The sequence below is a fragment of the Corallococcus macrosporus DSM 14697 genome (genome assembly GCF_002305895.1).
In the GTDB taxonomy this organism is placed as follows: Bacteria; Myxococcota; Myxococcia; order Myxococcales; family Myxococcaceae; genus Myxococcus; species Myxococcus macrosporus.
This window is the reverse complement of record NZ_CP022203.1, coordinates 4,260,267-4,282,196: the sequence shown is the minus strand read 5'-3', so window position 1 is coordinate 4,282,196 and position 21,930 is coordinate 4,260,267. Positions and strand designations below refer to the sequence as shown.

Here is a 21,930-nt window from a genome sequence, read left to right as displayed (position 1 = left end):
CGCGCGTCCACACCCCTTTCGAGACACAGCCCATGGCACCTCCCAATTCCCCACCCCTGAAGGCGCTCCTCCTGGCCATGGAGTACACCCCGAACGTGGCCGGCGGCGTGGGCACCTACGTCTACGAGCTGGCCCGAGGGCTCGCGCGCGGCGGGTGCAAGGTCACCGTCCTGGCGTACACGCCCGGCGAGCCCGCGGTGCTCCGCGAGCCCAACCTCACCGTGCACATGATGCCGCCCAGCCAGGGCAGCCTCTCCCAGGCGGGAAAGCTCTCCCTGGTCGGCGGCATCCGCGTCTTCAACGACGACCTGCTCCACCGCGGCCGCGAGCTCCTCCGCGAGGAGAAGCCCGACCTCATCCACTTCCACCAGTGGCACACCCACCGCGCCGCCCGGGCGCTGGCGAAGGAGGCCGGGGTGCCCGTGCTGGGGACCAGCCACTACATCTCCGAGCCCGCGGAGCGCTGGTGGGGCCAGACGCCGGACCCGGAGATTCTGGAGGAGGAGCGCAGCTTCTACGACGGCTCGCAGCACGTCATCTCGGTGAGTGACTCCATGAGCGAGCTCATCCGGGAGACCTACGGCATGCCGGCCGCGCTGCTGCACACCATCCACTGCGGCATGGACGCGGGCCCCTTCCTCCAGCCCTCGCATTCGCCGGAGGACTACGCCCGGCTGCGCGCCACGGTGGCCACGCCTGAGGACCCGGTCGTCCTGTACACGGGCCGGCTCCACCCCATGAAGGGCATCAGCGCCATCTTCGCCGCCGCCGAGCGCGTGCTCGCGAAGCGGCCGAACGTGCGCTTCCTCCTGGCCGGTGGCACGGACTCGCGCGAGTCCACGCAGATGGTCCAGGACCTGTCCCAGCGCTACGCGCACCTGCGCCAGCGCATCAAGCTCCTGGGCAAGCTGCCGCGCCAGCAGCTCGGGCTCCTGCACCGCATCGCGGACCTGGCGCTGGTGCCGTCCCTGTACGAGCCCTTTGGCTACACGGCCATCGAGGCCATGGCCTCCGGCCTCCCGCTGGTGGCGACCCGCTCCGGTGGTCCGTCGGAGATCGTGGACCACGAGAAGACGGGCCTGCTCGTCCCCGTCCTCCCGGGCGCGCCGGGAGGGCCGCGCGAGGTGGACGTCGCGGCGCTCGCCGACGCGCAGCTCTCCCTGCTGGAGGACCGGGAGCGGGCCCGGCGCATGGGGCTGGCCGGCCAGCAGCGCGTGGTGGAGCTGTTCAGCCTGCCGCGCATGGTGGCCGCCAACCTCGCCCTGTACCAGAAGCTCGTCGGCGGCAACGGACGGGAGGTGCGGTCATGACGGAGTGGCTGGCCTTCCACGTCCCGCAGCCGGGCGCCTGGGCGCGGCTGTTCTGTCTGCCGCATGCGGGTGGCAGCGCGTCGTTGTTCCGCACCTGGCAGGCGGAGCTGGGGCAAGACCTCGAGGTGTGCCCGGTCCAGCTCCCCGGCCGGGAGAACCGGCTGCGCGAGGCGCCCCTGCGCACCTTGCCGGAAGTCATCGCGCCGTTGGTGGAGGTGGTGGCGAAGCACGCGGACAAGCCCTTCGCCCTCTTCGGTCACAGCATGGGCGCGCTGCTCGCCTACGAGCTGACGCGGGCGCTGCGGGAGCGCGGCCTCCCCGCGCCCCTGCACCTCTTCGTCGCCAGCTACCGGGCGCCGCACACGCTCCAGGCGCACACGCCGGCCACGGCCACCCATGACATCGACGCGTCCGAGGCCCGGCGCCTGGGCGAGTCGCGCGCCGTGTCCGGAGAGATGGCGGAGGAGCTGCTGACGCTGATGCGCGCCACCATGCTCGCGGACACCGCCGTGTGTGAGGGCTACACGTGGAAGCAGGGCCCCGCGCTGACGTGCCCGCTCTCCGCCTTCCGCGGCTTCGACGACTACGTGCCCGACGACGCAACGGAGGCGTGGCGCCAGCTCTCCTCCGGCCCCTTCGCCTCCCAGACCTTCCTGGGGGACCACTTCTTCCTGCGACAGACGCCGCGCGGCCTGCTGCAGAACATCCGCCGGAGCCTCACCAGGCTGCGGCCCGCCTCGACTCGCTGACCTGCCTCTTCCAAGGAGCCTTCCCCATGAAGTACCTCGTCTACGTCAAGGACCGCACCTCCGGCCCCCAGCCCCAGGACCCCATCGCGCTCAACCGCGCTGTCCGTGACTGGGTGGGCGCCCGCCTCCAGGACGGCACCTTCGACTGTGCCTACTACGTCCTCCCGAAGATGGGCCTCTGCATCCTCAACGCCGACTCCCACGAGTCGCTGCTGACGCTGCTGCGCGCCTGGCCGTCCTTCCCGTACCAGGAGTTCGAAATCCACATGCTGGCGGACGTGCGCCACGGCATCGACAACAACTTCGAGCGCCTGCAGAAGGCCCAGAGCCAGAGCGAGAGCGCGGCCTGACGCCTCGCCCGGGAGAGCCGACATGAGCACCGCCACCGCCCAGAAGGTCCCCGAGCCCCTGGTCCCCGAGCGCATGCCGCTCGACAACCACCGGGCCTTCTACGAGCGCATCGAAGCCAACAACAAACCCGTCATCCTCACCGAAGCGATGAAGGGCTGGCCCGCCGCCGAGCGGTGGACCTTCGACTACTTCGCCACGAAGTACCGCGACGTGAGCGTCCCCGTGGAGTGGCTCCAGTACAACGCCAAGGCCACGGGCGGCGTGGAGCGCGTGGGCCGCGTGCGGAAGATGCGCATGCAGGAGTATGTCGACACGCTGAAGGCGAAGGACGGAGAGACGCCGGGCTACCTCATCGGCAATGACTTGTTCCGCACCCTGCCGGAGCTGCACAAGGACGTCCGCTTCGACGAGTACGCCGTCCAGCGCAAGCTCACCGAGCAGCTCTTCTTCATGGGCCCGCGCGGCACCTTCACCCAGCTCCACCTCGACCGCGCGCACAACCTGCACGCCGTCATGGTGGGCCGCAAGCAGTGGCAGCTCTATTCGCCCAGCCGCGACAAGGCGCTGAGCCCCGCGAAGCTCAGCCACCCCTGGTCCGTCGTGAGCGCGCACGACCTGACGCCCCACGGCGGCAAGCCGGAGCAGCTCCCCGGCGGCCTCGCCCCGGACTACGACTTCATCCTGGAGGCCGGTGAGATTCTCTACCTGCCCTATGGCTGGTGGCACCGCGTGTACACGGTGGAGGACGCCATCGCCACCAACTACTGGTGGTGGACGTGGTCGATGCTGGCCAAGCTGGGCCCGCGGCTCGTGCCCACCATCGCCCTGAGCGCGGTGGGCCGAATCCGCAAGCAGCAGAAGCTGGGCCGCGAGTACCGCGAGCAGTAACGCGGCGCCCGCGCCTCACTCCAGCTCGATGAGGGCGCCCACCATGGCGCCCTGCGCGACGTTCACCACGCCAGCGCCTCGCTGCATGGGGCCCTGGCGGAGGAAGTGCCCGCCGTAGGTCTCCCCCAGGACGAAGAGGCCCCAGACCAGGCTGTGGGGCACCACCGTGCCCTCTGGCCCCAGGGTGTGGAAGGACGTCGGCTGCACGCGCTCCTGCGCCACCCAGCCGCCCGCGTCGAGCGCCTTGCGCACCGCCGTGTCCCACTCCGCGGCGGGCGTCGACGCGCCCAGCAGCACCGACTCGCCGCCGTAGTCCCGTCCCGGCTTGAGGACCCAGGACTCGCGCCGCGAGGCCAGCAGCTCCGGGATGGAGTACCGCGTGCCGTCGCGCTCGACGTGGGCCCGCTGGACCCGGAACGACCAGGGCACGTTCCGGCGCACCACCTCCTGCTCCGCCTCGGACAGCGCGGCGGACGTCACGTGCTCCCACAGCAGCGTGAGGTTGCGCTTGTCGTCGAGCACGTCCTGCGCCGGGCCGTTGAAGAGACTGACCGCGCGGGCATCGAACGCGGCCTGGGCGTGCTCGGCATAGGCCGCGCCCGCCATCGCCAGGCGGTCTCGCGCGTCATACTCCACGACGGCGTGCAGCCGCTTGCCTCGGAGCGTGAGGCGGTGGCCGGGCCCGGATTCGACCGAGCCGTACGTCGTCATGAAGACCTCCCCGCGAGCGCCCTCGGGCTGGAGGACCTCCTGGAGCTGGCCGGTGAAGAACCGGGACGCCTGCTCCGCCAGGGGGCCTGCCGGCAGGATGCTCGGGGTGAAGAGGATGGCGATGTTGCACTCCCCTTCCCAGTCGAGGTCGCGGCGCACCGTGTCCACGATGTTGGCGAAGAAGTCGCGCAAGGTCCGAGGCTGGCGGACGCGCAGCCGCTGCTCCACGGCGAAGCGCTGAATCGCAGGTTGCGCCAGCACCTGCTGCACGTGGATGGCGGTCTCCCAGCCCCCCACGCCCGCGGTCAGGTTGAACTCCACGCACTTGAACGTGGCGCCGTCATGGATGAAGTCACCGCGGCCAATGGCCCCGCGGGCGTCATCCGTGCGAGCCAGGGCAGCGAACGCCGCGTCGGCGCGCGCCCGCGGGATTCCGTAGAACTCCGCTGCTCGGCCGGCGTCTCCCAGCAGGCGCCGGGGCGCGCGCTTGATGAGGCGGCACAGCGCCGGGGCGACCTCCCGCATCTGCCGCGCGACCGCGCCTTCGACGAAGGTGGGCCACGCATGCAGCTCATAGGGGATGAGCGGCGAAGCCTCGTGCGCCTGGAACTTGTGGCGCGAGAAGACCTCGGGGACGCGCTCGGCGTACTCGAGGAACGCGGCGGCGGCGGGAGACAGCGCGCCGTGCAGCGCCTTGACCTCTGGAGAGAACTGTCCGCCGGGGATCGGCTCGGGCACGCGCATGGCGTACGGCTCCTTCATCGAATGGGGGTGAGACGCTGGGAAGAGTGAGGACCGCTCAGGACATCTCGCAGACGAGCCGCAGCTCGCTGGTGTAGCGGCGCTGGGCCGCATCCGTGAGCCAGAGGTGCTCCGGGTCCGGCAGCATCTCCGAGAACTGGACGCGAGAATCCGGCGACGCCTCCGCGGACCGCCGCACCAGCTTGGCCATCATCTCCACCAGCAAGGGGCTGTCGAAGTCCACGAAGCAGGGCTTGCGCTCCGTCGCGACCTTGAAGAACGCGAAGCGCGGGATGCCTTGCGCCTGCTGCCAGCGCCGCGCCTCCAGCCACTGGGTCAGCGCCTCCGTGAGGCCCGCGAACCCCAGGCTCGCCACCGGCACGCTCCAGCGCTCCCGGGCCACCACCACGCCGTCCACCGTCACCCGAGGCGAGTACCCATCGGTGAGCGCCAGGTCGAAGATGCTGGCGCACCGCTGCTCCAGGAAGACGGCCATGAACTCCACCAGGCCGAAGCGGCGTCCGCTCACGCGGTCGAGGACCTCCAGCCCGCCGTCCCGCCGCTCCACCACCATGTCGCCCGCGCGGAGGGCACGGACGTCCGGCCGCGGAGATGGCTCCTGCCCGGAGAGGTAGTACTGGCTGTCACGCGGGAACAGACACGGCAAGGTCCGCTGGCTCCACTCGGCCTTGGGGAACACCGGGACGACGTCCGCCCCGGTGGCACAGCGCTCCGCGAGCGCGAAGAGCTCCTCGGGCGCCCGGTGCTGCTCCACGAAGAGCGAGGAGATGCTGTTGCACAGGTGCAGCTCCCCCAACACGAGCTGGTAGTCCCCGGCGCGGACCGCTGCCTCGCTCGCCGCGTCAATCATCACGTCCGGCGAGGCATGCCAGCGGCTCCGCCACGCGGGACCGGCCGCTCCAAAGGCCTCACGCACCTTGGGACGCAGCGACTCGACGGTGCGCGACTGGCGGCGGACGCCGGCCTCCAGCGCGAAGAGCTCCCGCCAGCGCCGCCGATGCTCGGCGACGGCCTGGGCCACGGGCATCATCTGCTCCGTCGTCGCCGGGTTCTGGAGCCCCTGGACGAAGGCGAGCTGAAGCGTGGTGAGCGACACCGGCGCCCCGCCCTCGGACAGCTTGTCGAAGAGCGCGTCCAGGCTCGCGCGGGTGCCGCGGGTCACCTCCCCCACCAGCCAGCGCGCCCCGGTCAACACCAGCTCCAGCACGGGACCGAGCCGCTCGCACAACGGCGCGCCCAGCTCCAGCGAGCCATCCCGCTCACAGTCCTCGTAGATGAGCGTCCGCGAGGCGTAGGTCTGCCCCGCCGCGCGAGTTGGCGCCGCGCCCGTCACGTCGTTGAACACGCGCTCCAGCTCCGCGAACGCGGCGTCCAGCGCCTCGGGTGCGCCCGCCGCGGCTTCGACGGCGGCCCGCGCGCGCTCCAACTGCTCCAACGGCGCGAGCGCACGGGCCCGCGCGTCCGCGTCCCCGATGGCCAGCAGCGCGCCCCGCAGCACCACCTCCGGCCGGACCACGAGCGGCACCTGCCAGCCCCAGAGCAGGACGCCGAAACCCACGGCCTGTTCGAGCGCCGAGTAGAGGTCCTCCTCACTGGCGAAGGCGGAGCTGTCACCCCCGGCGAACTCCCGCGCGAGCGCCGCGGCGCTGACCGTGCCGTCGCAGCGTGAGAGCAACTGTGCCTGCTCCGGGCTCAGCTCCACGGGCGTGGGCATGGGGCCGTGAAGCAGGTGGCCCTCCAGCCTGAAATACGGCAGCAGCCGGGGCGCCGCCCAGCGTCTCAGGGACGCATCCTGGGCCAGCGCCGCGCCGAGCGTGTCCATGCACCACGTCTCGAAGTAGACCGTCCGTCGCGAGACGAGCTGCTCTCCAGGAACCCAGCGCAGCGCGTCGCTCGACGGCGTCAGCCGCGCCCACCCCACCGGGCCGAAGAAGCCGATGGTGTCGTTCTTGGTGCTGTAGCGCTGGACATAGGAGGCCACCAGGCGCTCGCGCTGCCGGGCCTTGCTGTTGCGCGCGGTGGCGGGAAGGGCCGCCAGTGGCTCGACCCCCGTCTTGTAGGCGTGGCGGTTCTGCCAGACGAGCGCCTCGCGAAGGTGTGGCTCCCCCGCCAGGGCACGCAATGCGGCGCTGATGGACAACAGGTCCGCGTCGAACGCGGTGCGGAGTGCGTCACCCGGTGTTTCGGCTCCCGCGGCGAGCCATGTATCGGCGGCGGAGGACGCCGTGGGCGCGGCGAGCCGGAGCGCGTCCTGGACGGGGAAGCCGGCGCCACGCAGCGCGGCCCAGGGCCACAGGGCCATTCCTGGAGCAAGAGAAACGAGCGCGGGTGCTTCGGGCTTCAAGGAAGTCTGCCCCTTCCGAATAATACGTTTACTCTAGTATAGAGCGACTCCCTTCCAACAACGAACCCTGTATGACCGCTCAATCATCATTGCCGCGCCTCTCCTATTTCACGGGTCGAGGTATCGCCGAGAAGATCCGCCTGCTGCTCGCCGAGTCCGGGACGGAGTACGAAGACATCGACCTGGGCACCTATGACGTGCAGGCCAAGGTGAAGACGCCCGCCTTCGAGGCCATCAAGGCCGCCGGCAAGCTCGCCTTCGACAAGGTGCCGCTGTGGGAGGAGGCGGACGGCTTCTGCGTCGTGCAGAGCCTGGCCATCCTGCGCCACGTCGCGCGCACCCGCGGCCTCTACGGCAAGGACGCGCGAGAGGCGGCCGCCTGCGACATGATCATTGAAGGCGTCGAGGAGGTGTCCGCGCGCGCGCGCAGCCTGACCTCGTTCACGCCGGACCAGCTCTCCGAGATGCTGCCCCTCATCCTGGGCGAGGAGCTGCCGCAGTGGCTCGCGCACTTCGAGCGGCTGCTGAAGCGCAACGGCAGCGGCGACGGCTTCTTCGTCGGCACCTCGGTGACGGTGGCGGACACCAGCGTCTTCGGCTTCCTGGAGATGCTCGTGGACAACGGCCTCCAGGACCTGCTGGAGAGCACCTACCCGGGGCTGTTCGCGTTCTTCGGGCGCATGAAGGAGCGCCCCAACCTGGCGCGGCACCTCGACAGCCCCAAGCGGCACCCCGCCGTCCAGCTCCTCAACGGCTGAGCGACACCGCGACACACGAAGCCCCCCGGCCATGACGCTTACCCTGAAATTCCACGACTCCGTCAGCCACCTGAGTGACGCGGAGCTGGATGTCCTCACCTCGGAGTCGAGCGTCTTCTTCGGCCGGCGCTGGTTCCGGATGCTGGACGCGGTCGACCTGTCCGCCATGGCCCGGGGGGCGCTGTCCCTGCGATATGCCATTGCCTATCAGCAGGGCACGCCCATCGCGCTCTGCCCGTGTTTCATCACCCGCAGCAAGACCATCTACACGCCCTATTCGTTGGAGCATTTCCTCTTCACCAGTTGGAGGAAGGGCTTCGCCAACGGTCCAGCCTGGAGCCGGGTGGCCATCGCGGCGGCGGACCTCTACCGTAACGTGGCCTGGCGCGCCGGCGCCGGCTTCGAGGGAGGCGTGTTCGTCACCAGCCCGCTCAGCATGCGGAGCAGCATCCACTGCGCCGCGCCGTCGGCGGAGCTCGCGACGCAGGCCCGGGAGCTCATCCTTCAAGGGCTCCGGGAGCTCGCGACCGAGGAGCGCCTGCCGCTCTACTTCTATGGCGTGCCCCAGGACGACACGACGCTGAGAGAGACGCTCAACGCGGCGGCGTTCCAGGAGGTCTTCATCTACGACGACAACGTCATCGACGTCCCGGGGGACACCTTCGACGCGTACCTGGGACAGTTCAAGAGCGACGTCCGGCGCGTCATCAAGAAGGAGATGGCCCACGCCCGGGACGCGGGCGTCCGCTTCGAGCGCATCACTGAAATGGGCGCGATGGCGGAGCAGTTGGAGCGGTTCTACGAGGTGACGTACTCCAAGTACGGCAACGAGCACCTCCGCCACCCCTCCGCGTTCTGGACCGCGCTCGACCAACACGTCTCGCCCGAGGCGGAGGCCGTGGTCGCCTACCAGCACGACGCCCCCATCGGCTTCTCCCTGCTGCTGCAAAAGCACGAGGAGCTGTGGTTCTACCGGGTCGGCCGCGCCGAGGCCGGCGCCTCCGAGACACCGCTGTATTTCAACCTCGCCTTCTACGAGCCCCTGCGCCGGGCCTACGCGCTCGGCGCCAAGAAGCTCTGGCTGGGCGCCAGCGGATACGAGACGAAGCGGCGCAGGGGCGCGCGCCGGCACGGGCTGTACAGCTACCTGTGGATTCCGGGGCGGTGGTCACGCACCGTGCTTCAGCCGTACGTGTCTGCCTATTCACGCGTGGCCATGGCCATGGCGGCCGGCGGCACGCAGAACGCTCGCATTCGCAAGACGCCCTGACCCCCCACGCCGTCGTCATGCATCATCGTCGTCATCGAAGCGACGAAGGTCGCGCTGCCGCGCCAGGGTCTGCTTGCGGCGCAGGAGCGACGCATCCGCCGCTGGCGCCTCCTCCCGGCGCTCCTGAACCTCCGCCTCCGCCGGCTTCAGCAACGCCGCCAGGGCCTCCACGGTGACGCCTTCGTAGAGGCTCGATGCGGGCAGGTCCAGGCCCAGTTGCTTCTTGATGCGGCCACTGAGCTGCACGGCGATGAGCGAGTCACCGCCGAGTTCGAAGAAGTTGTCCTGGATGCCGATGGGCGCCACGCCGAGCATCTCCTGCCACAGCTCCACCAACGAACGCTGGAGGGGCGTGCTCGCCATGACATAGGCACTGCGCAACTGCGGACGCGGCTGGGTTGGCCGTGCGCTGGTGGCCTCTCCCACCGGCTCCGCCTGCGCGGCGGCTTCAGGCGCTGTCTCCACGGGCTGGGCGGCGTTCGTGACACGAGGCAGCGGCTCGACGTCGGCGGGTTCAATCCAGAAGCGCTGGCGCTCGAAGGGATACGTGGGGAGCGGCACCCGGTAGCGCAGGTCCGCGCCATGGAAGCCCTTCCAGTCCACCCGCACCCCTGCCTGCCAGAGCCGGCCGAGCGTCTCATAGGCCAGCGGCGCCGCCCCAGCGGAGGCCCCGTCATCCTTGGGCGGCGGCATGGACGCCAGCACCGCGTGCGCGGCCGTGAAGGCCGGGTGGCGCTTCGCCAGCTTCCCGAGCACCTGCCCCGGGCCCACCTCCAGGAGCGCGCGCCTGCCATCGGAGAAGAGCGCGTGCAGGCCGTCCGCGAAGCGCACCGTCCCGCGCAGGTGGTCGGCCCAGTATCGGGGGCTCGTCGCCTGCTCCGCGGTCACCCAGGTCCCGGTGACGTTGGAGACGAACGGGAGCGTGGGCGCGGCCAAAGGCACCGTGGCGACCTGCGCGGCGAAGTCCTCCAGGATGGCGTCCATCATCGCCGAGTGGAAGGCATGCGACGTCACCAGCGGCTGGCACTGGATTCCCGCCTCCTGGAGCGACTTCCGCGCCGCATCGATGGCGTCGTGCGTCCCGGACAACACGCACTGCATGGGCCCGTTGAGGGCCGCCAGGCTCAGCCCGGCTCCGCCCGCGCGCAGATAGGGCTGCGCCTCGTCCTCGGACAGCGGCACCGCCAGCATCGCGCCGGACGGCAGGCCCTGCATGAGCCGCCCTCGCGCGGCCACGAGCCGCAGCGCGTCCTCCAGCGAGAAGACGCCCGCGAGGCACGCGGCCACGTATTCACCGATGCTGTGCCCCAACATCGCCTGAGGCACCACGCCCCAGGACATCCACAGGCGCGCGGTGGCGTACTCCACCGTGAAGAGCGCGGGCTGCGTGAGCGCTGTCCGCACCAGCTTCGCCCCGCTCACCTCGGCGGCCTCGGGCCGGGCGTACAGCACGGTCCGCAGGTCCAGTCCGTCCAGGTGCGGCTTCAGCAGCTCCGCGCACCGGTCCACCTCGGCGCGGAAGACGGGCTCCGCCTCGTACAGCGCCCGGCCCATGTCCGCGTGCTGCGAGCCCTGCCCCGGAAAGAGGAAGGCCACGGACCGCTCCACCGCGTCCTGCGCCTCGGTGAAGACGCGAGGCCCCTGGGGCTCCGACAACGCGCCGACCGCGTCCTCCGCGCTCCTCGCCAGCACGAAGCGACGGTGCTGGAAACGCTGACGCCCGGCCTGGAGCGTCCACGCCACGTCCTCCAGATTCGCGCTCCGCGAGTCCTTGAGCGCCTCCACCAGCCGCGTCGTCACCGCCTCCAACGCAGAGGGCGTACGCGCCGACAAGGGCAGCAGATACCAGGGCCGCCGCGAGGGCGCGCTCGCGGGCAAGCGGGGGGCCTCCTCCAGCACCACGTGCGCGTTGGTGCCGCCCACCCCGAAGGAGCTCACGCCCGCGCGCCGAGGCGCCTCCCCGGCGGGCCAGGGCTTGAGCGTGGCGTTGACGTAGAACGGGCTGGCCTCGAAGTCGATGGCCGGGTTGGGACGCTCATAGTGAAGGCTGGGCGGCAGCTCGCCGTGCTTCAGCGCCATCACCGTCTTCATCAGGCCGGTGATGCCCGCCGCGGCGTCCAGGTGGCCCAGGTTGCCCTTCACCGAGCCCAACGCGCAGAAGCGCCGCCGCTGGGTGGTGGCGCGGAAGGCCTTGGTGAGCGCCTGCACCTCGATGGGGTCGCCCAGCGGCGTGGCGGTGCCGTGGGCCTCTACGTAGCTGATGTCGTCCGCCTCCAGGGCGGAAGCCGCGAGCGCCTCCGCCACCACCTGCGCCTGGCCGTCCACGCTGGGCGCGGTGAAGCCCGCCTTCAGCCCGCCGTCGTTGTTGGTGGCCGAGCCCTTGATGACGGCGTGGATGGTGTCGCCGTCCCGCACCGCGGCGCGCAGCTTCTTCAGCAGCACCACGCCCGCGCCGCTGCCGAAGAGCGTGCCCTGCGCCTTCGCGTCGAAGGGCCGGCAGTGCCCGTCCGGCGAGGCCATGCCCCCCTCCGCGTACCGGTAGCCGTTGAAGAAGCCCACGTTGACGGACGCGCCGCCCGCGAGCGCCATGTCGCACTCGCCATTGAGCAGGCTCTGGCAGGCCTGGTGCACCGCCACCAGGGACGTGGAGCACGCGCTCTGCACGGTGTGGCTGGCGCCACGCAGGTTGAGCTTGTACGAGACGCGGGTGGCCAGGAAGTCGCCCCCGTTGCCGATGTTCACCTGCACCGGCTCGAAGGACTCCAGCACCCGGGGGTTCCGCGCCAGGTTCATCAGCAGGTACGTGTTGAGCGTGGCGCCACCGAAGACGGAGATGGCGCCAGCGTAGTCACGCGGTGAGTAGCCCGCGTGCTCCAGCGCCTCCCAGCAGGACTCCAGGAAGACGCGGTGCTGGGGGTCCGTGATCTCCGCTTCGCGCGGTGGCATCTCGAAGAAGGCCGCGTCGAAGGACTCGGGCTCCGGCAGGATGGCGGCGGCCCTCACGAAGGCGGGGTCCTCCAACCGCGCCTCCGGCACACCGGCGGCGCGCGCCTCCTCCAGGGTGAAGAAGCGGATGGACTCCACGCCCTCACGGAGATTGGCCCACAGCGTGGCCACATCCCGGGCGCCGGGGAAGCGCCCTGCCATGCCGATGATGGCGACGTCGGCGTCGTCGAACTCCTGCGGGAGCTGGTTGTCCAAGGTGTTGTCTCCAGGTTCTCTCGATTCGAAGGAGCGCGGGCGGGCGCCCTACTCGCGGCGGCTGCGGCGCTCCCTGCGCTGCGCCCCGCGGCTCTGGCTGGACTCGAAGGCGGCGGTGCTCTCCGCGGGGGCGGGCCCCTGTCCCAGCTTCTTCGCCAGCGTGGCCACGGTGGGGGCCTCGAAGACGCTGGTGAGGGGGACATCCCGCCCCAGCTCCCGCTTCATGCGCCCGACAATCTTCAGCCACAGGAGCGAATTGCCTCCCAGGTCGAAGAAGTTGTCGTGGATGCCAAGCTGCTCCAGCCCCAACTGCTCCTGCCACACGCGCACCAGCGCGCGCTCCACGTCATCGGTGGGGGCCACGTACTCGGTGCCCAGCATGGGCCGCGAGTGCAACGCGCCGCCCGCGTCCTTCTTCGCCCCCGCGCCCTCGCGCCGCACCCACTGCGCCACGCGCGCGTCCAGGTTGCCCGTGGACACCAGCACCTGCCCCTCCAGCGGCGCTTCCACCACGCGGCGGAAGGCCTCCACCGCCTCGGCGGGCGTCATGGCGAACTGGTCGATGCTGGTCTGGATGGCCTTCGCGCCTTCGGCTGAATCCAGCGGCCAGCCGTCCCAGTTGGTGCTCAACCACCGCGTGCCGCCCCGCCCCGAGCGCGCCGCCGCGAAGGCGTCCAGGAAGGCGTTGGCCGCCGCGTAGGCGCCCAGCCCCAGCCCGCCCAACGCGGTGGCGTTGGAGGACACCAACAGCACGAAGTCCAGCGTGCGGCCCGCCAGCGCTCGCTCCAGGGCGTACGTGCCATGCACCTTCGCCCGGAAGTGCGGCGCGCACGTCGCCGGGTCCATCCCGCCCAGCAACGCCACCGCGCCGTCACCCGCGAGCCCCGCCGCGTGGATGACGCCATCCAGCGCTCCGAAGCGGGCGTCCACCTCCGCCAGCACCGCGCGCAATTGCGCCTCATCCGCCACGTCCGCGCGAGCCACCAGCACCTCCGCGCCCGCGGCCTCCAACGCCCGCACCGCGCGCAGGCGGCGCCCATCCACGTCCTTCTCCGCGCCGGTGCGCCCCACCAGGACCAGCCGAGCCTGCTTCGTGCGAGCCAGATGGTCCGCCATCCGCAGCCCCACCCCGCCCAGGCCGCCCGTGATGAGGTAGACGCCGCGCTGCTTGAGGGGCCAGGTCACCGGAGTGTCCGCTTCGATGCGCAGCGGCTCGTACGCCTGCACCTGCCGGTGCGCTCCACGCCAGGCCACCACGGGCTCCAGGGCCTCCGATGTGACTTCCCGCAGCAGCACGTCCACCGAGGGAGCGCGCACGTCCACGTAACGGCAGGCCACGGTGTCCAGCTCCTGCGGAATCACCTTGCACAGCGCCGGCAGCGTGGCGCGCTCGGGAGCCACCGCGTCGGCGCTCTCCACCTCCAGCGCCTCGCGGCCCACCACCGTCAACTCCACGGGCGCGGGCGACTCCACGCTGGACAGGGCCTGCGCCAGCCGCAGCACACCGAAGAAGCCGCGCGCCTGGGCCTCATCGAAGTCCGCTCCGGACTCATCCAGGCTCCAGAGATACACGACGCGCTCCACCTTGAAGTCCCGGGCCTCCAGCGCGCGCAGCAAGCGGGCGTGGTCCTCCCGTTCGCGGCCGTCCACGGTGAAGTCGCGCTCGGCCACCTGACGGAAACCCGGGCCGGGCGTCACGCGGACGACGCGGTGCCCCTGCTGCTCCAGCCGCGCCGCCAGGGCGGCCCCCACGCCTCCCGCATCCTGGTAGACAATCCACCCGCGCGGCGTCACCGGCCCCGCCTTGGGCAGCAACGGCGCGCGCTGCCACGAGGGCAGATAGAACCAGCCGGCCACATCCGCGCTCTTGCGAGCGACACCCCGGCCGCGCGAGGAGGACGCCTCCGGCGCCAGCCAGTAGTCCTGCCCCTCGAAGGGATACGTCGGTAGAGGCACGCGCAGCCGCCGGGTGCCGCCATGCACCGCGCTCCAGTCCACCTCCACACCGGAGGCCCAGAGCCGGCCCACCGTGGTGGTGAGGAACGCGTCGTCCGGCACCGGGTCCTGCGGGTGACGCAGCGAAGAGAGCACCGCGGGGGCCTTGGGCCCGTTGAGCTGCAGGCGCGCCAGCGTCCCCAGCGTGCGGCCCGGGCCCACCTCCAGGTAGACGCGGCCGGGCCGCGCGGCCAGGGTGCGGACGCCGTCGCCAAAGCGCACCGTCTGCCGCAGGTGCCGCGTCCAGTACACCGGGTCCACCGCCTCCTCGGGCGTCATCCACGTCCCGGTGACGTTGGAGACAATGGGCAGCGTGGGCGCATTGCGCGTCAGCGTCCCCACGAAGGACTGGAAGCGCGCGAGGATGGGCTCCACCAGGTGCGAGTGCGCCGCCACGTCGATGGGGATGCGACGGAACTCCACCTCGCGCTTCGTCAGCTCCGCGGCCAGCGCCTCCACGGCCTCAACGGCTCCCGCCACCGCGCACTGCGCGGGCCCGTTCATCGCGGCGATGGACAGCGACGCTCCCAGCAGCGGACGAAGCTCCGCCTCGGGCAAGGGGACGCTGAGCATGCCGCCACCGGGCAGCTCCTCGAAGAGCTTGCCGCGCAGCACGACCAGCGCCAGCGCGTCCTCCAGCGAGAAGACGCCCGCGAGGCAGGCCGCGGCATATTCCCCCAGGCTGTGGCCGATGAGCGCCTCCGGCTTCACGCCCCAGGACAGCCACAGCCGCGCCACCGCGTACTCCACGGTGAAGAGCGCGGGCAGCGCCAGGGAGGTGCGCTTGAGGCGCTGCGCCGCCTCCGTGGCATTCGCCGCGTCCGGGTACATGACGGGCCGAAGGTCGAAGCCCAGCCGGGGCCGCAGCAGCTCGCAGCAGCGGTCCACGGCCTCCTGGAACACCTGCTCCGACGCGTAGAGGCCACGCCCCATGTCCGGGTACTGCGCGCCACCACCCGGGAACATGAAGACGGCTGACGGCGTGCCGTTGCCCGGGGCCAGGGTGAAGATGCGCTGCGGGTCCTTGGACTCCAGCGCCGCCACGGCGCTCGCCCGGTCTTCGCACACCACCACGCGGCGGAGCTCCATGGGCCTGCGGCCCACCTGGAGCGTCCAGGCCACGTCCGCGAGCTGCTGCTCGGGATGCGCCTGGAGGTGCGCCAGCAGCGCGGCCGTCTGGGTCTCCAGCGCGGACGGCGTCTTCGCGGACAGCACCAGGAGCTGCCAGGGGCGCGCCGCGTCTCCCGGGAGGGTGACGGGCGCCTCCTCCAGGATGACGTGCGCGTTGGTGCCACCAATCCCGAACGAGCTCACCCCCGCGCGCCGGGGCGTGTCCCCTTCCGGCCACGGCTTGAGCGTGGCGTTGACGTAGAAGGGGCTGTTCTCGAAGTCGATGCGCGGGTTGGGCTTCTCGTAATGGAGGCTGGGTGGCAGCTCGCCGTGCTCCAGCGCGAGCACCGTCTTGAGCAGCCCCGTGACGCCGGCCGCCGCGTCCAGGTGGCCCACGTTGGTCTTCACCGAGCCCAACCCGCAGAAGCCACGCTTGTCCGTCCCCGCGCGGAAGGCCTCCGTGAGGGCCTGCACCTCCACGGGGTCGCCCAGCGGCGTCGCGGTGCCATGCGCCTCCACGTAGGAGATGGACTCCGGGGACACCTCCGCCACGGCCTGCGCGCGGGCGATGACCTCCGACTGACCTTCGACGCCCGGGGCGGTGAAGCCCACCTTCATCGCGCCGTCGTTGTTGATGGCCGAGCCACGGATGACGGCGTGGACGGTGTCCCCGTCGTTGAGCGCATCCTCCAGGCGCTTGAGCACCACCACGCCCGCGCCGCTGCCGAAGAGCGTGCCCTGTCCCTTGGCGTCGAACGCGCGGCAGTGTCCGTCCGGCGAGGAGATACCGCCGTCCTGATAGTGGTAGCCCGCCCGCTGGGGCATGTGCACGGACACACCGCCCGCCAGCGCCACGTCGCACTGGTAGCCCAGCAGTGACTGACAGGCGAGGTGCGTGGCCACCAGCGACGTCGAGCACCCCGTCTGCACGGTGAGGGCGGGCCCCTTGAGGTTGAAGTGGTAGGCCACCCGCGTGGCGAGGAAGTCCTTGTCGTTGCCCACCATGGCGGGGAACGTGTCCTCGGCCTGCTGGAACTCCGCCCGAGAGAGCAGGTTGAACAGCAGGTAGCTGCTCAGGCTGGAGCCCGCGAAGACGCCGGTGGAGACCTGCACCCGGCCCGGGGCATACCCCGCGTGCTCCAGCGCCGCCCAGGCACACTCCAGGAAGATGCGGTGCTGCGGGTCCAACAGCTCCGCCTCGCGCGGCGCATACCCGAAGAGCGCCGCGTCGAAGCGGCCCGGCCGCTCCAGGACAGGCGCGGCCTTCACGAAGTTCGGATTGGCGAGCCAGCCAGGCTCCACGCCCAATGCCTTCATCGCCTCGCTGGTGAAGAAGGTGATGGCCTCCCTGCCCTCGCGCAGCAGGCGCCAGAAGGCGTCCACGTCTTCGGCGCCGGGCACGCGGGCGGCCATGCCGACAATGGCTACCGCGAGACTCGCGTCCCCCTCATACCGGGTATGACGACCCATGCTTGTCTACCTCTGATGGTTCGCGCGCGCGGGGTGGAGCGCGGACCGCGCGAGCCGCCACTCCGAGAGGGGCAGCGAGAAAGTGATCTGGCGGCGCTTCAAGAGTTGGAGGACGGGGCGCCCGCACCTGCCTGCCGCGCGCCCACCCGCTCTCTCCGAGCACAACAATCACACTCCAAGTGATTCATCCTGAGGACAGTCTGACATTGACGACTTCGGAAATCCAACCGCATCCTCGCAATAGCGTATAAACGCATTTGGCTTGTAAAATTTTATTGAGCTGAATTTCGAGCTTATCTAGCTGAAGCGATTTTCAATTTCAAAGCTGCTTTAGTTGCTATTTGGGAACCTCCGACTCCCGAAATCATCTTGGGGATTCACGAACGCATGGCTGGCGACACCCACTGGAACGGGCTGGAGATTGCAATCATCGGGATGGCGTGCCGCTTTCCCGGGGCCGGCAACGCCGAGGCGTATTGGCGGAACCTGCGGGACGGCGTCGAGTCCATCACCTTCCTCGAGGACGACGCGTTGGAGCCCTCCGTCATGGAGGACCCGGCCCTGCGCAAATCGCCCCAGTACGTGCGCGCGGCGGCGCCCATTGAAGGCGCGGAGTTGTTCGACGCGGCCTTCTTCGGCATCACGCCCAAGGAAGCCGAGGTGATGGATCCGCAGCAGCGCGTCTTCCTGGAGTGCGCCTGGTCCGCGCTGGAAGACGCGGGCTACGACGCCGAGCGCTACCGTGAGCACGTTGGCGTCTACGCGGGCGCCCGCACCAACACGTACGTCTTCAACCTCTTCTCCAACCCGGCCGCGCTGGGGATGCTGGGCGCGTTCGAGGTGGGGCTCGGCAATGACCTGGCCTTCCTCAGTACGCGGGTGGCGCACCGGCTCAACCTGAAGGGCCCCGCCTATTCACTGCACACCGCCTGCTCCACGTCGTTGGTGGCGGTGCACCTGGCCGCCCAGGCGCTCCTGGCGGGAGAGTGCCGCATGGCCCTCGCCGGGGGGGTGGCCATCCAGTCGCCCCAGCGCACCGGCTACCTGTACCAGTTCGGTGGTGTCGCCTCACCCGACGGGCGCTGCCGCGCGTTCGACGCCAAGGCGCAGGGCACGCTCTTCGGCAACGGCGCGGGCGTGGTGGTGCTCAAGCGTCTGGAGGACGCCCTGGAGGATGGAGACACCGTCCACGCCGTCATCCGCGGCTCGGCCATCAACAACGACGGCGCGCAGAAGGCCAGCTTCAACGCGCCCAGCGTCCAGGGGCAGTCCCGGGTCATCCGCCATGCCCTGCAGACGGCGGAGGTGGACGCGCGGAGCATCACCTATGTGGAGGCCCATGGCACGGGCACGCAGTTGGGTGACCCCATCGAGGTGCGCGCGCTCACCCGCGCCTTCCGGACGAGCACGCGGGACACGGGCTTCTGCGCGCTCGGCTCGGTGAAGCCCAACATCGGTCACCTGGATGCCGCGTCGGGTATCGCCAGTCTCATCAAGACGGTGCTCGCGCTGAAGCACCGGCAGTTGCCGCCCACGCTGCACTTCCAGGAGCCGAACCCGCAGATAGACTTCGCCGCCAGCCCCTTCTTCGTCAACGCCACCCTGCGGGACTGGGAGCGCGGCGCCGCCCCTCGCCGCGCTGGCGTCAGCGCCTTCGGCATTGGTGGCACCAACGCACACGTCATCCTGGAGGAAGCCCCGCCCGTCGCGTCCAGCGCGGACGCCCGCCCCTGGTACGTGCTGCCGCTGTCCGCGAAGACGGGCACGGCCTTGGATGCCGCGACAGAGGCGCTGGCCACCCATCTGGAGCAGCACCCGGAGCTGGCGCTGAGGGACGTGGCCTTCACGCTGCAAGTGGGCCGTCAGGCCTTCCAGCACCGCCGCATCGCCGTGGCGCGGGACCGGGAGCACGCCATCCGGGTGCTGCGCGGCGAGGAGCCGGAGCGGCTGGCCACACAGAAGCAGGAGGCACGCGGCCGGCCCGTGGCGTTCCTCTTCCCTGGAGGCGGCACCCATCACCTGGGCATGTGCGCGGGCCTGTACCGCACGGAGCCCGTCTTCCGCGAGGCCGCCGACGAGGTCGCCAGTGTCCTGCGTCCGCACCTGGGCGTGGACCTGCGCACGGTGCTCTACCAGGAGCCCCTCCAGGAGGTCCCGGGGCTCTCCCGCAACGCGCTCGCCCTGCCCGCCATCTTCCTGACGGAGTACGCCCTGGCGCGGCTGTGGAGGTCGTGCGGCGTGGAGCCGGAGCAGATGTTGGGCCACAGCCTGGGTGAATACGCGGCGGCGTGCCTCGCCGGAGTCCTCTCCGTGGAGGACGCCGCGGCCCTGGTGGCGCTGCGCGGGCAGCTCATGGACGAGCTGCCCGCGGGGTCCATGCTGAGCATCAGCCTCCCGGAGGCGGAGGTGGTGCCGCTCCTGGGGCAGGCGCTGGACCTGGCGGCGGTGAACGCGCCCTCGCAGTGCGTGGTCTCCGGCCCGCTGGCGGCGGTGAAGCAGTTGATGGCGGTGCTGACAGCGCGCGGCGTGGAGCACCGCCAGTTGCACGTGGAGGCGGCGGCGCACTCGCGCATGCTGGAGCGAGTCCTCCCGCGCTTCCATGAACGCGTGTCCCGCCTGACGCTCCGCCCGCCCGAGCGGCCCTACCTCTCCAGCCGGACGGGCCGGCCCGTGACGGGGGACGAGGTGACGCGGCCGCAATACTGGGTGGACCACCTGCGTCACGCGGTGCGCTTCCGGGACGGCATGCAGGTGCTGCTGGAGGACCCTGCGCGCGTGCTCCTGGAGGTGGGGCCCGCGCAGTCGCTGACCGCCGCGGCGAGGCTCCAGGGAGAGCCCGCCGGTTCGCGGACCATCGTCTCGTCCGCCCGGCACCCCAAGGACGACCAGCCGGACGAGGCCGTCTTCCTGAACGCGCTGGGACGGCTGTGGCTCGCGGGCGTGGAGGTGGACTGGAGCGGCGTGCATGGAGCGGAGAGCGCCCGCCGCGTCCCGCTGCCCACGTACCCCTTCGAGGGGCAACGGTATTGGGTGGCGCCGATGGACAGGTCCGCCGCGCTGCTGGCCTCGCGGACCGCGGGCGCCAACAAGCAGGCCGACGTGGCGGATTGGTTCCACCTCCCCTCATGGCGGCGCACGCCTCCGGCCACGCTGGCCCCCTCGGCGCTCGCCCAGCCCAGGGGCTGGGTGGTGTTCACCGATGGCGGCCCGCTGGCGTCGCGGCTCGTCTCCCGGCTGGAGGAGGCGGGACAGCATGTCGTCACCGTGTCCGCGGGAGGCGCGTTCTCACGTGAGGGCGAGCGGCGCTTCACGGTGTCCCCGGGCGCGCCCGGAGACTACGCCGCGCTGCTGAGCGAACTGGAGGACTCGGCGCACCGGCCCGAGGTGTTCGTCCATCTGTGGAGCCTCACGCCGCAAGAGGCGCGCGCGTCCGAGCTCACGCGCTTCCAGGCCGCGCAGACCCTGGGCTACTCCAGCGTGACCCACCTGGGACAGGCCCTGGCAGGCCTGAAGGATGCACGGCCCCTGCGGTTGGAGGTCATCTCCAACCACCTGTTCGACCCGGACGGCCAGGCGGAGGCGCTCCCAGAGAAGGCGCCGCTGTTGGGGCCCTGTCAGGTGCTGACGCAGCAGCAGGTGCACATCACCGCGCGTGGCATCGACGTGATTCTCCCCGGCGCGGAGGGCGCTCCGGCGTTGGCCGAGCAGCTCGTCGCCGAGCTCGCCACCACGGCACGCGACTTCCGGGTGGCGTTGCGTGGCTCCCGCCGCTGGGTCCAGGAGCTGTCGTCCGTCCGGCTGACGGAGTCGTCCTCCCCCGCGCGTCCGCTGCGTGAGCGCGGCGTGTACCTCATCACGGGTGGCCTGGGCCGCGTGGGGCTGCTGCTGGCAGGCCAACTGGCGCGGACGAAGCAGGCGCGGCTGGCGCTGGTGGGCCGCACCCCGCTGCCTCCACGTCGCCTCTGGGACGATTGGCTCTCCACCCAGGGCGAGGATGACGACGCCAGCGTGCTCATCCAGAAGGTGCGCGAGCTGGAGGCCCACGGGGCCGAGGTCCTCGTCCTGAGCGCCGACGTGTCCAAGCCGCGCTGGATGAAGGAAGTCCTCTCCGAGGTGGACCAGCGCTTCGGCGCGCTCCACGGTGTCTTGCACTGCGCGGACCTTCCCCCGGCGCCGCCCGAGCGGACGCCGCTCTCGGCGACGGGCCCGGAGGCGGAGGCGCGCTTCCGCGCCAAGGTGCGCGGCACGTACGTGCTGGAGGAGGTCCTGCGCGGCCGTGCGCTGGACTTCGTGATGCTGTTCTCCGCGTCGACCGCCGTGCTGTCGCCCTTTGGCGACACGCCTTCGACCGCGGCCAACCTCTTCGTGGAGGCGTTCGCGGCCCACCGCAGCCAGGGCTCGGCGACGCCCTGGATGAGCGTGGCGTGGGACCCGTGGCCGCGTGCGGCCGGCGCCAGCGACGCGCGGAGGCCGGACCTGGAGCCGTATGCGATGACCGAGGCCGAGGCCGCCGAGGCCTTCCAGCGCGTCGTCACGTGCGGCCTGGATGGCCCGGTGGTCGTGGCGACAGGTGACGTGTCACGCCGGTTGACGGCGTGGCTCCAGCGGGCGGCCGCGCAGCCCAAGGTCTCGCGGAAGGCCCGCACGGGAGAGGAGGCGCTCCCCGCCAATGAGCTGGAGCGCGTCATCGCGGGCCTGTGGCAGGAGGTCCTGGGCGTCGAGCAGGTGACGCGGCAGGACCACTTCTTCGAGCTGGGTGGGCACTCCCTGCTCGCCACGCAGGTCGTCGGCCGGCTGCGCTCGCGGTTGCAGTTGGACCTGAGCCTGGCGCTGCTCTTCACGTCCCCCACCGTGGCGGGCCTGGCGAAGGCAATCGCCGGCCTTCAGGCACAGCAGCGGGAATCCCTCTATCGCGAGCTGATCGAGCGGGTCACCCGCGTCTCCGAGCAGGAGCTCGCCGAAGAGCTTCGACGCCGCGGCGTGAAGGCCGCGTGAACGGACGCTCCAGCCC

At 71.0% G+C, this 21,930-nt stretch carries 11 protein-coding genes; 7 read left to right on the top strand and 4 right to left on the bottom strand.

All coding sequences use genetic code 11. From position 1 onward, the window contains the following. Positions 1–32 precede the first annotated feature (32 nt). From MYMAC_RS17940 to MYMAC_RS17925, 4 genes are read left to right on the top strand one after another with little or no spacing between them, the layout of a single operon-like run. A complete protein-coding gene (locus tag MYMAC_RS17940) occupies positions 33–1,310 on the top strand; it encodes a glycosyltransferase family 4 protein (RefSeq protein ID WP_095958956.1) in 1,278 nt (425 codons plus the stop codon). After that, entirely contained in the window at positions 1,307–2,059 is a 753-nt protein-coding gene (locus MYMAC_RS17935) for a thioesterase II family protein (RefSeq protein ID WP_095958955.1), read from the top strand. Before MYMAC_RS17940 ends, MYMAC_RS17935 begins: the two co-directional genes overlap by 4 nt. Before the next feature lie 26 nt (positions 2,060–2,085). Continuing rightward, on the top strand, positions 2,086–2,409 hold the full coding sequence (locus MYMAC_RS17930) for a hypothetical protein (RefSeq protein ID WP_095958954.1): 324 nt from the start codon (positions 2,086–2,088) through the stop codon (positions 2,407–2,409). A 22-nt stretch (positions 2,410–2,431) separates the two neighbouring features. Then, positions 2,432–3,298 (top strand): cupin-like domain-containing protein, encoded by an 867-nt coding sequence (locus tag MYMAC_RS17925; RefSeq protein WP_095958953.1) that lies wholly within the window; start codon positions 2,432–2,434, stop codon positions 3,296–3,298. 15 nt (positions 3,299–3,313) lie between these two features. On the opposite strand, the gene MYMAC_RS17920 is transcribed toward MYMAC_RS17925, so the two are convergent. Both MYMAC_RS17920 and MYMAC_RS17915 read right to left on the bottom strand, forming a co-directional pair. Continuing rightward, complete coding sequence (locus tag MYMAC_RS17920) at positions 3,314–4,753, bottom strand: hypothetical protein (protein WP_095958952.1); 1,440 nt, start codon at positions 4,751–4,753, stop codon at positions 3,314–3,316. 55 nt (positions 4,754–4,808) lie between these two features. Continuing rightward, a complete protein-coding gene (locus MYMAC_RS17915) occupies positions 4,809–7,073 on the bottom strand; it encodes a lantibiotic dehydratase (protein ID WP_095958951.1) in 2,265 nt (754 codons plus the stop codon). Positions 7,074–7,186: 113 nt separating this feature from the next. Between MYMAC_RS17915 and MYMAC_RS17910 the strand changes: the two genes are divergently transcribed. Further along, the gene (locus MYMAC_RS17910) at positions 7,187–7,873 is read left to right on the top strand and encodes a glutathione S-transferase family protein (RefSeq protein WP_095958950.1); all 687 of its coding nucleotides are present in this window, start codon (positions 7,187–7,189) and stop codon (positions 7,871–7,873) included. Positions 7,874–7,904: 31 nt separating this feature from the next. Beyond that, entirely contained in the window at positions 7,905–9,143 is a 1,239-nt protein-coding gene (locus MYMAC_RS17905; protein ID WP_095958949.1) for a GNAT family N-acetyltransferase, read from the top strand. A 15-nt stretch (positions 9,144–9,158) separates the two neighbouring features. On the opposite strand, the gene MYMAC_RS17900 is transcribed toward MYMAC_RS17905, so the two are convergent. Together MYMAC_RS17900 and MYMAC_RS17895 are read right to left on the bottom strand one after the other, a co-directional pair. After that, on the bottom strand, positions 9,159–12,344 hold the full coding sequence (locus tag MYMAC_RS17900; protein ID WP_095958948.1) for a type I polyketide synthase: 3,186 nt from the start codon (positions 12,342–12,344) through the stop codon (positions 9,159–9,161). 48 nt (positions 12,345–12,392) lie between these two features. Next, a complete protein-coding gene (locus MYMAC_RS17895; protein WP_095958947.1) occupies positions 12,393–16,919 on the bottom strand; it encodes a type I polyketide synthase in 4,527 nt (1,508 codons plus the stop codon). Positions 16,920–17,306: 387 nt separating this feature from the next. On the opposite strand from MYMAC_RS17895, the gene MYMAC_RS17890 reads away from it, so the two are divergent. Continuing rightward, positions 17,307–21,914, top strand: coding sequence for a type I polyketide synthase (locus tag MYMAC_RS17890; protein WP_095958946.1), 4,608 nt, complete (start codon positions 17,307–17,309; stop codon positions 21,912–21,914). Positions 21,915–21,930 lie beyond the last annotated feature (16 nt).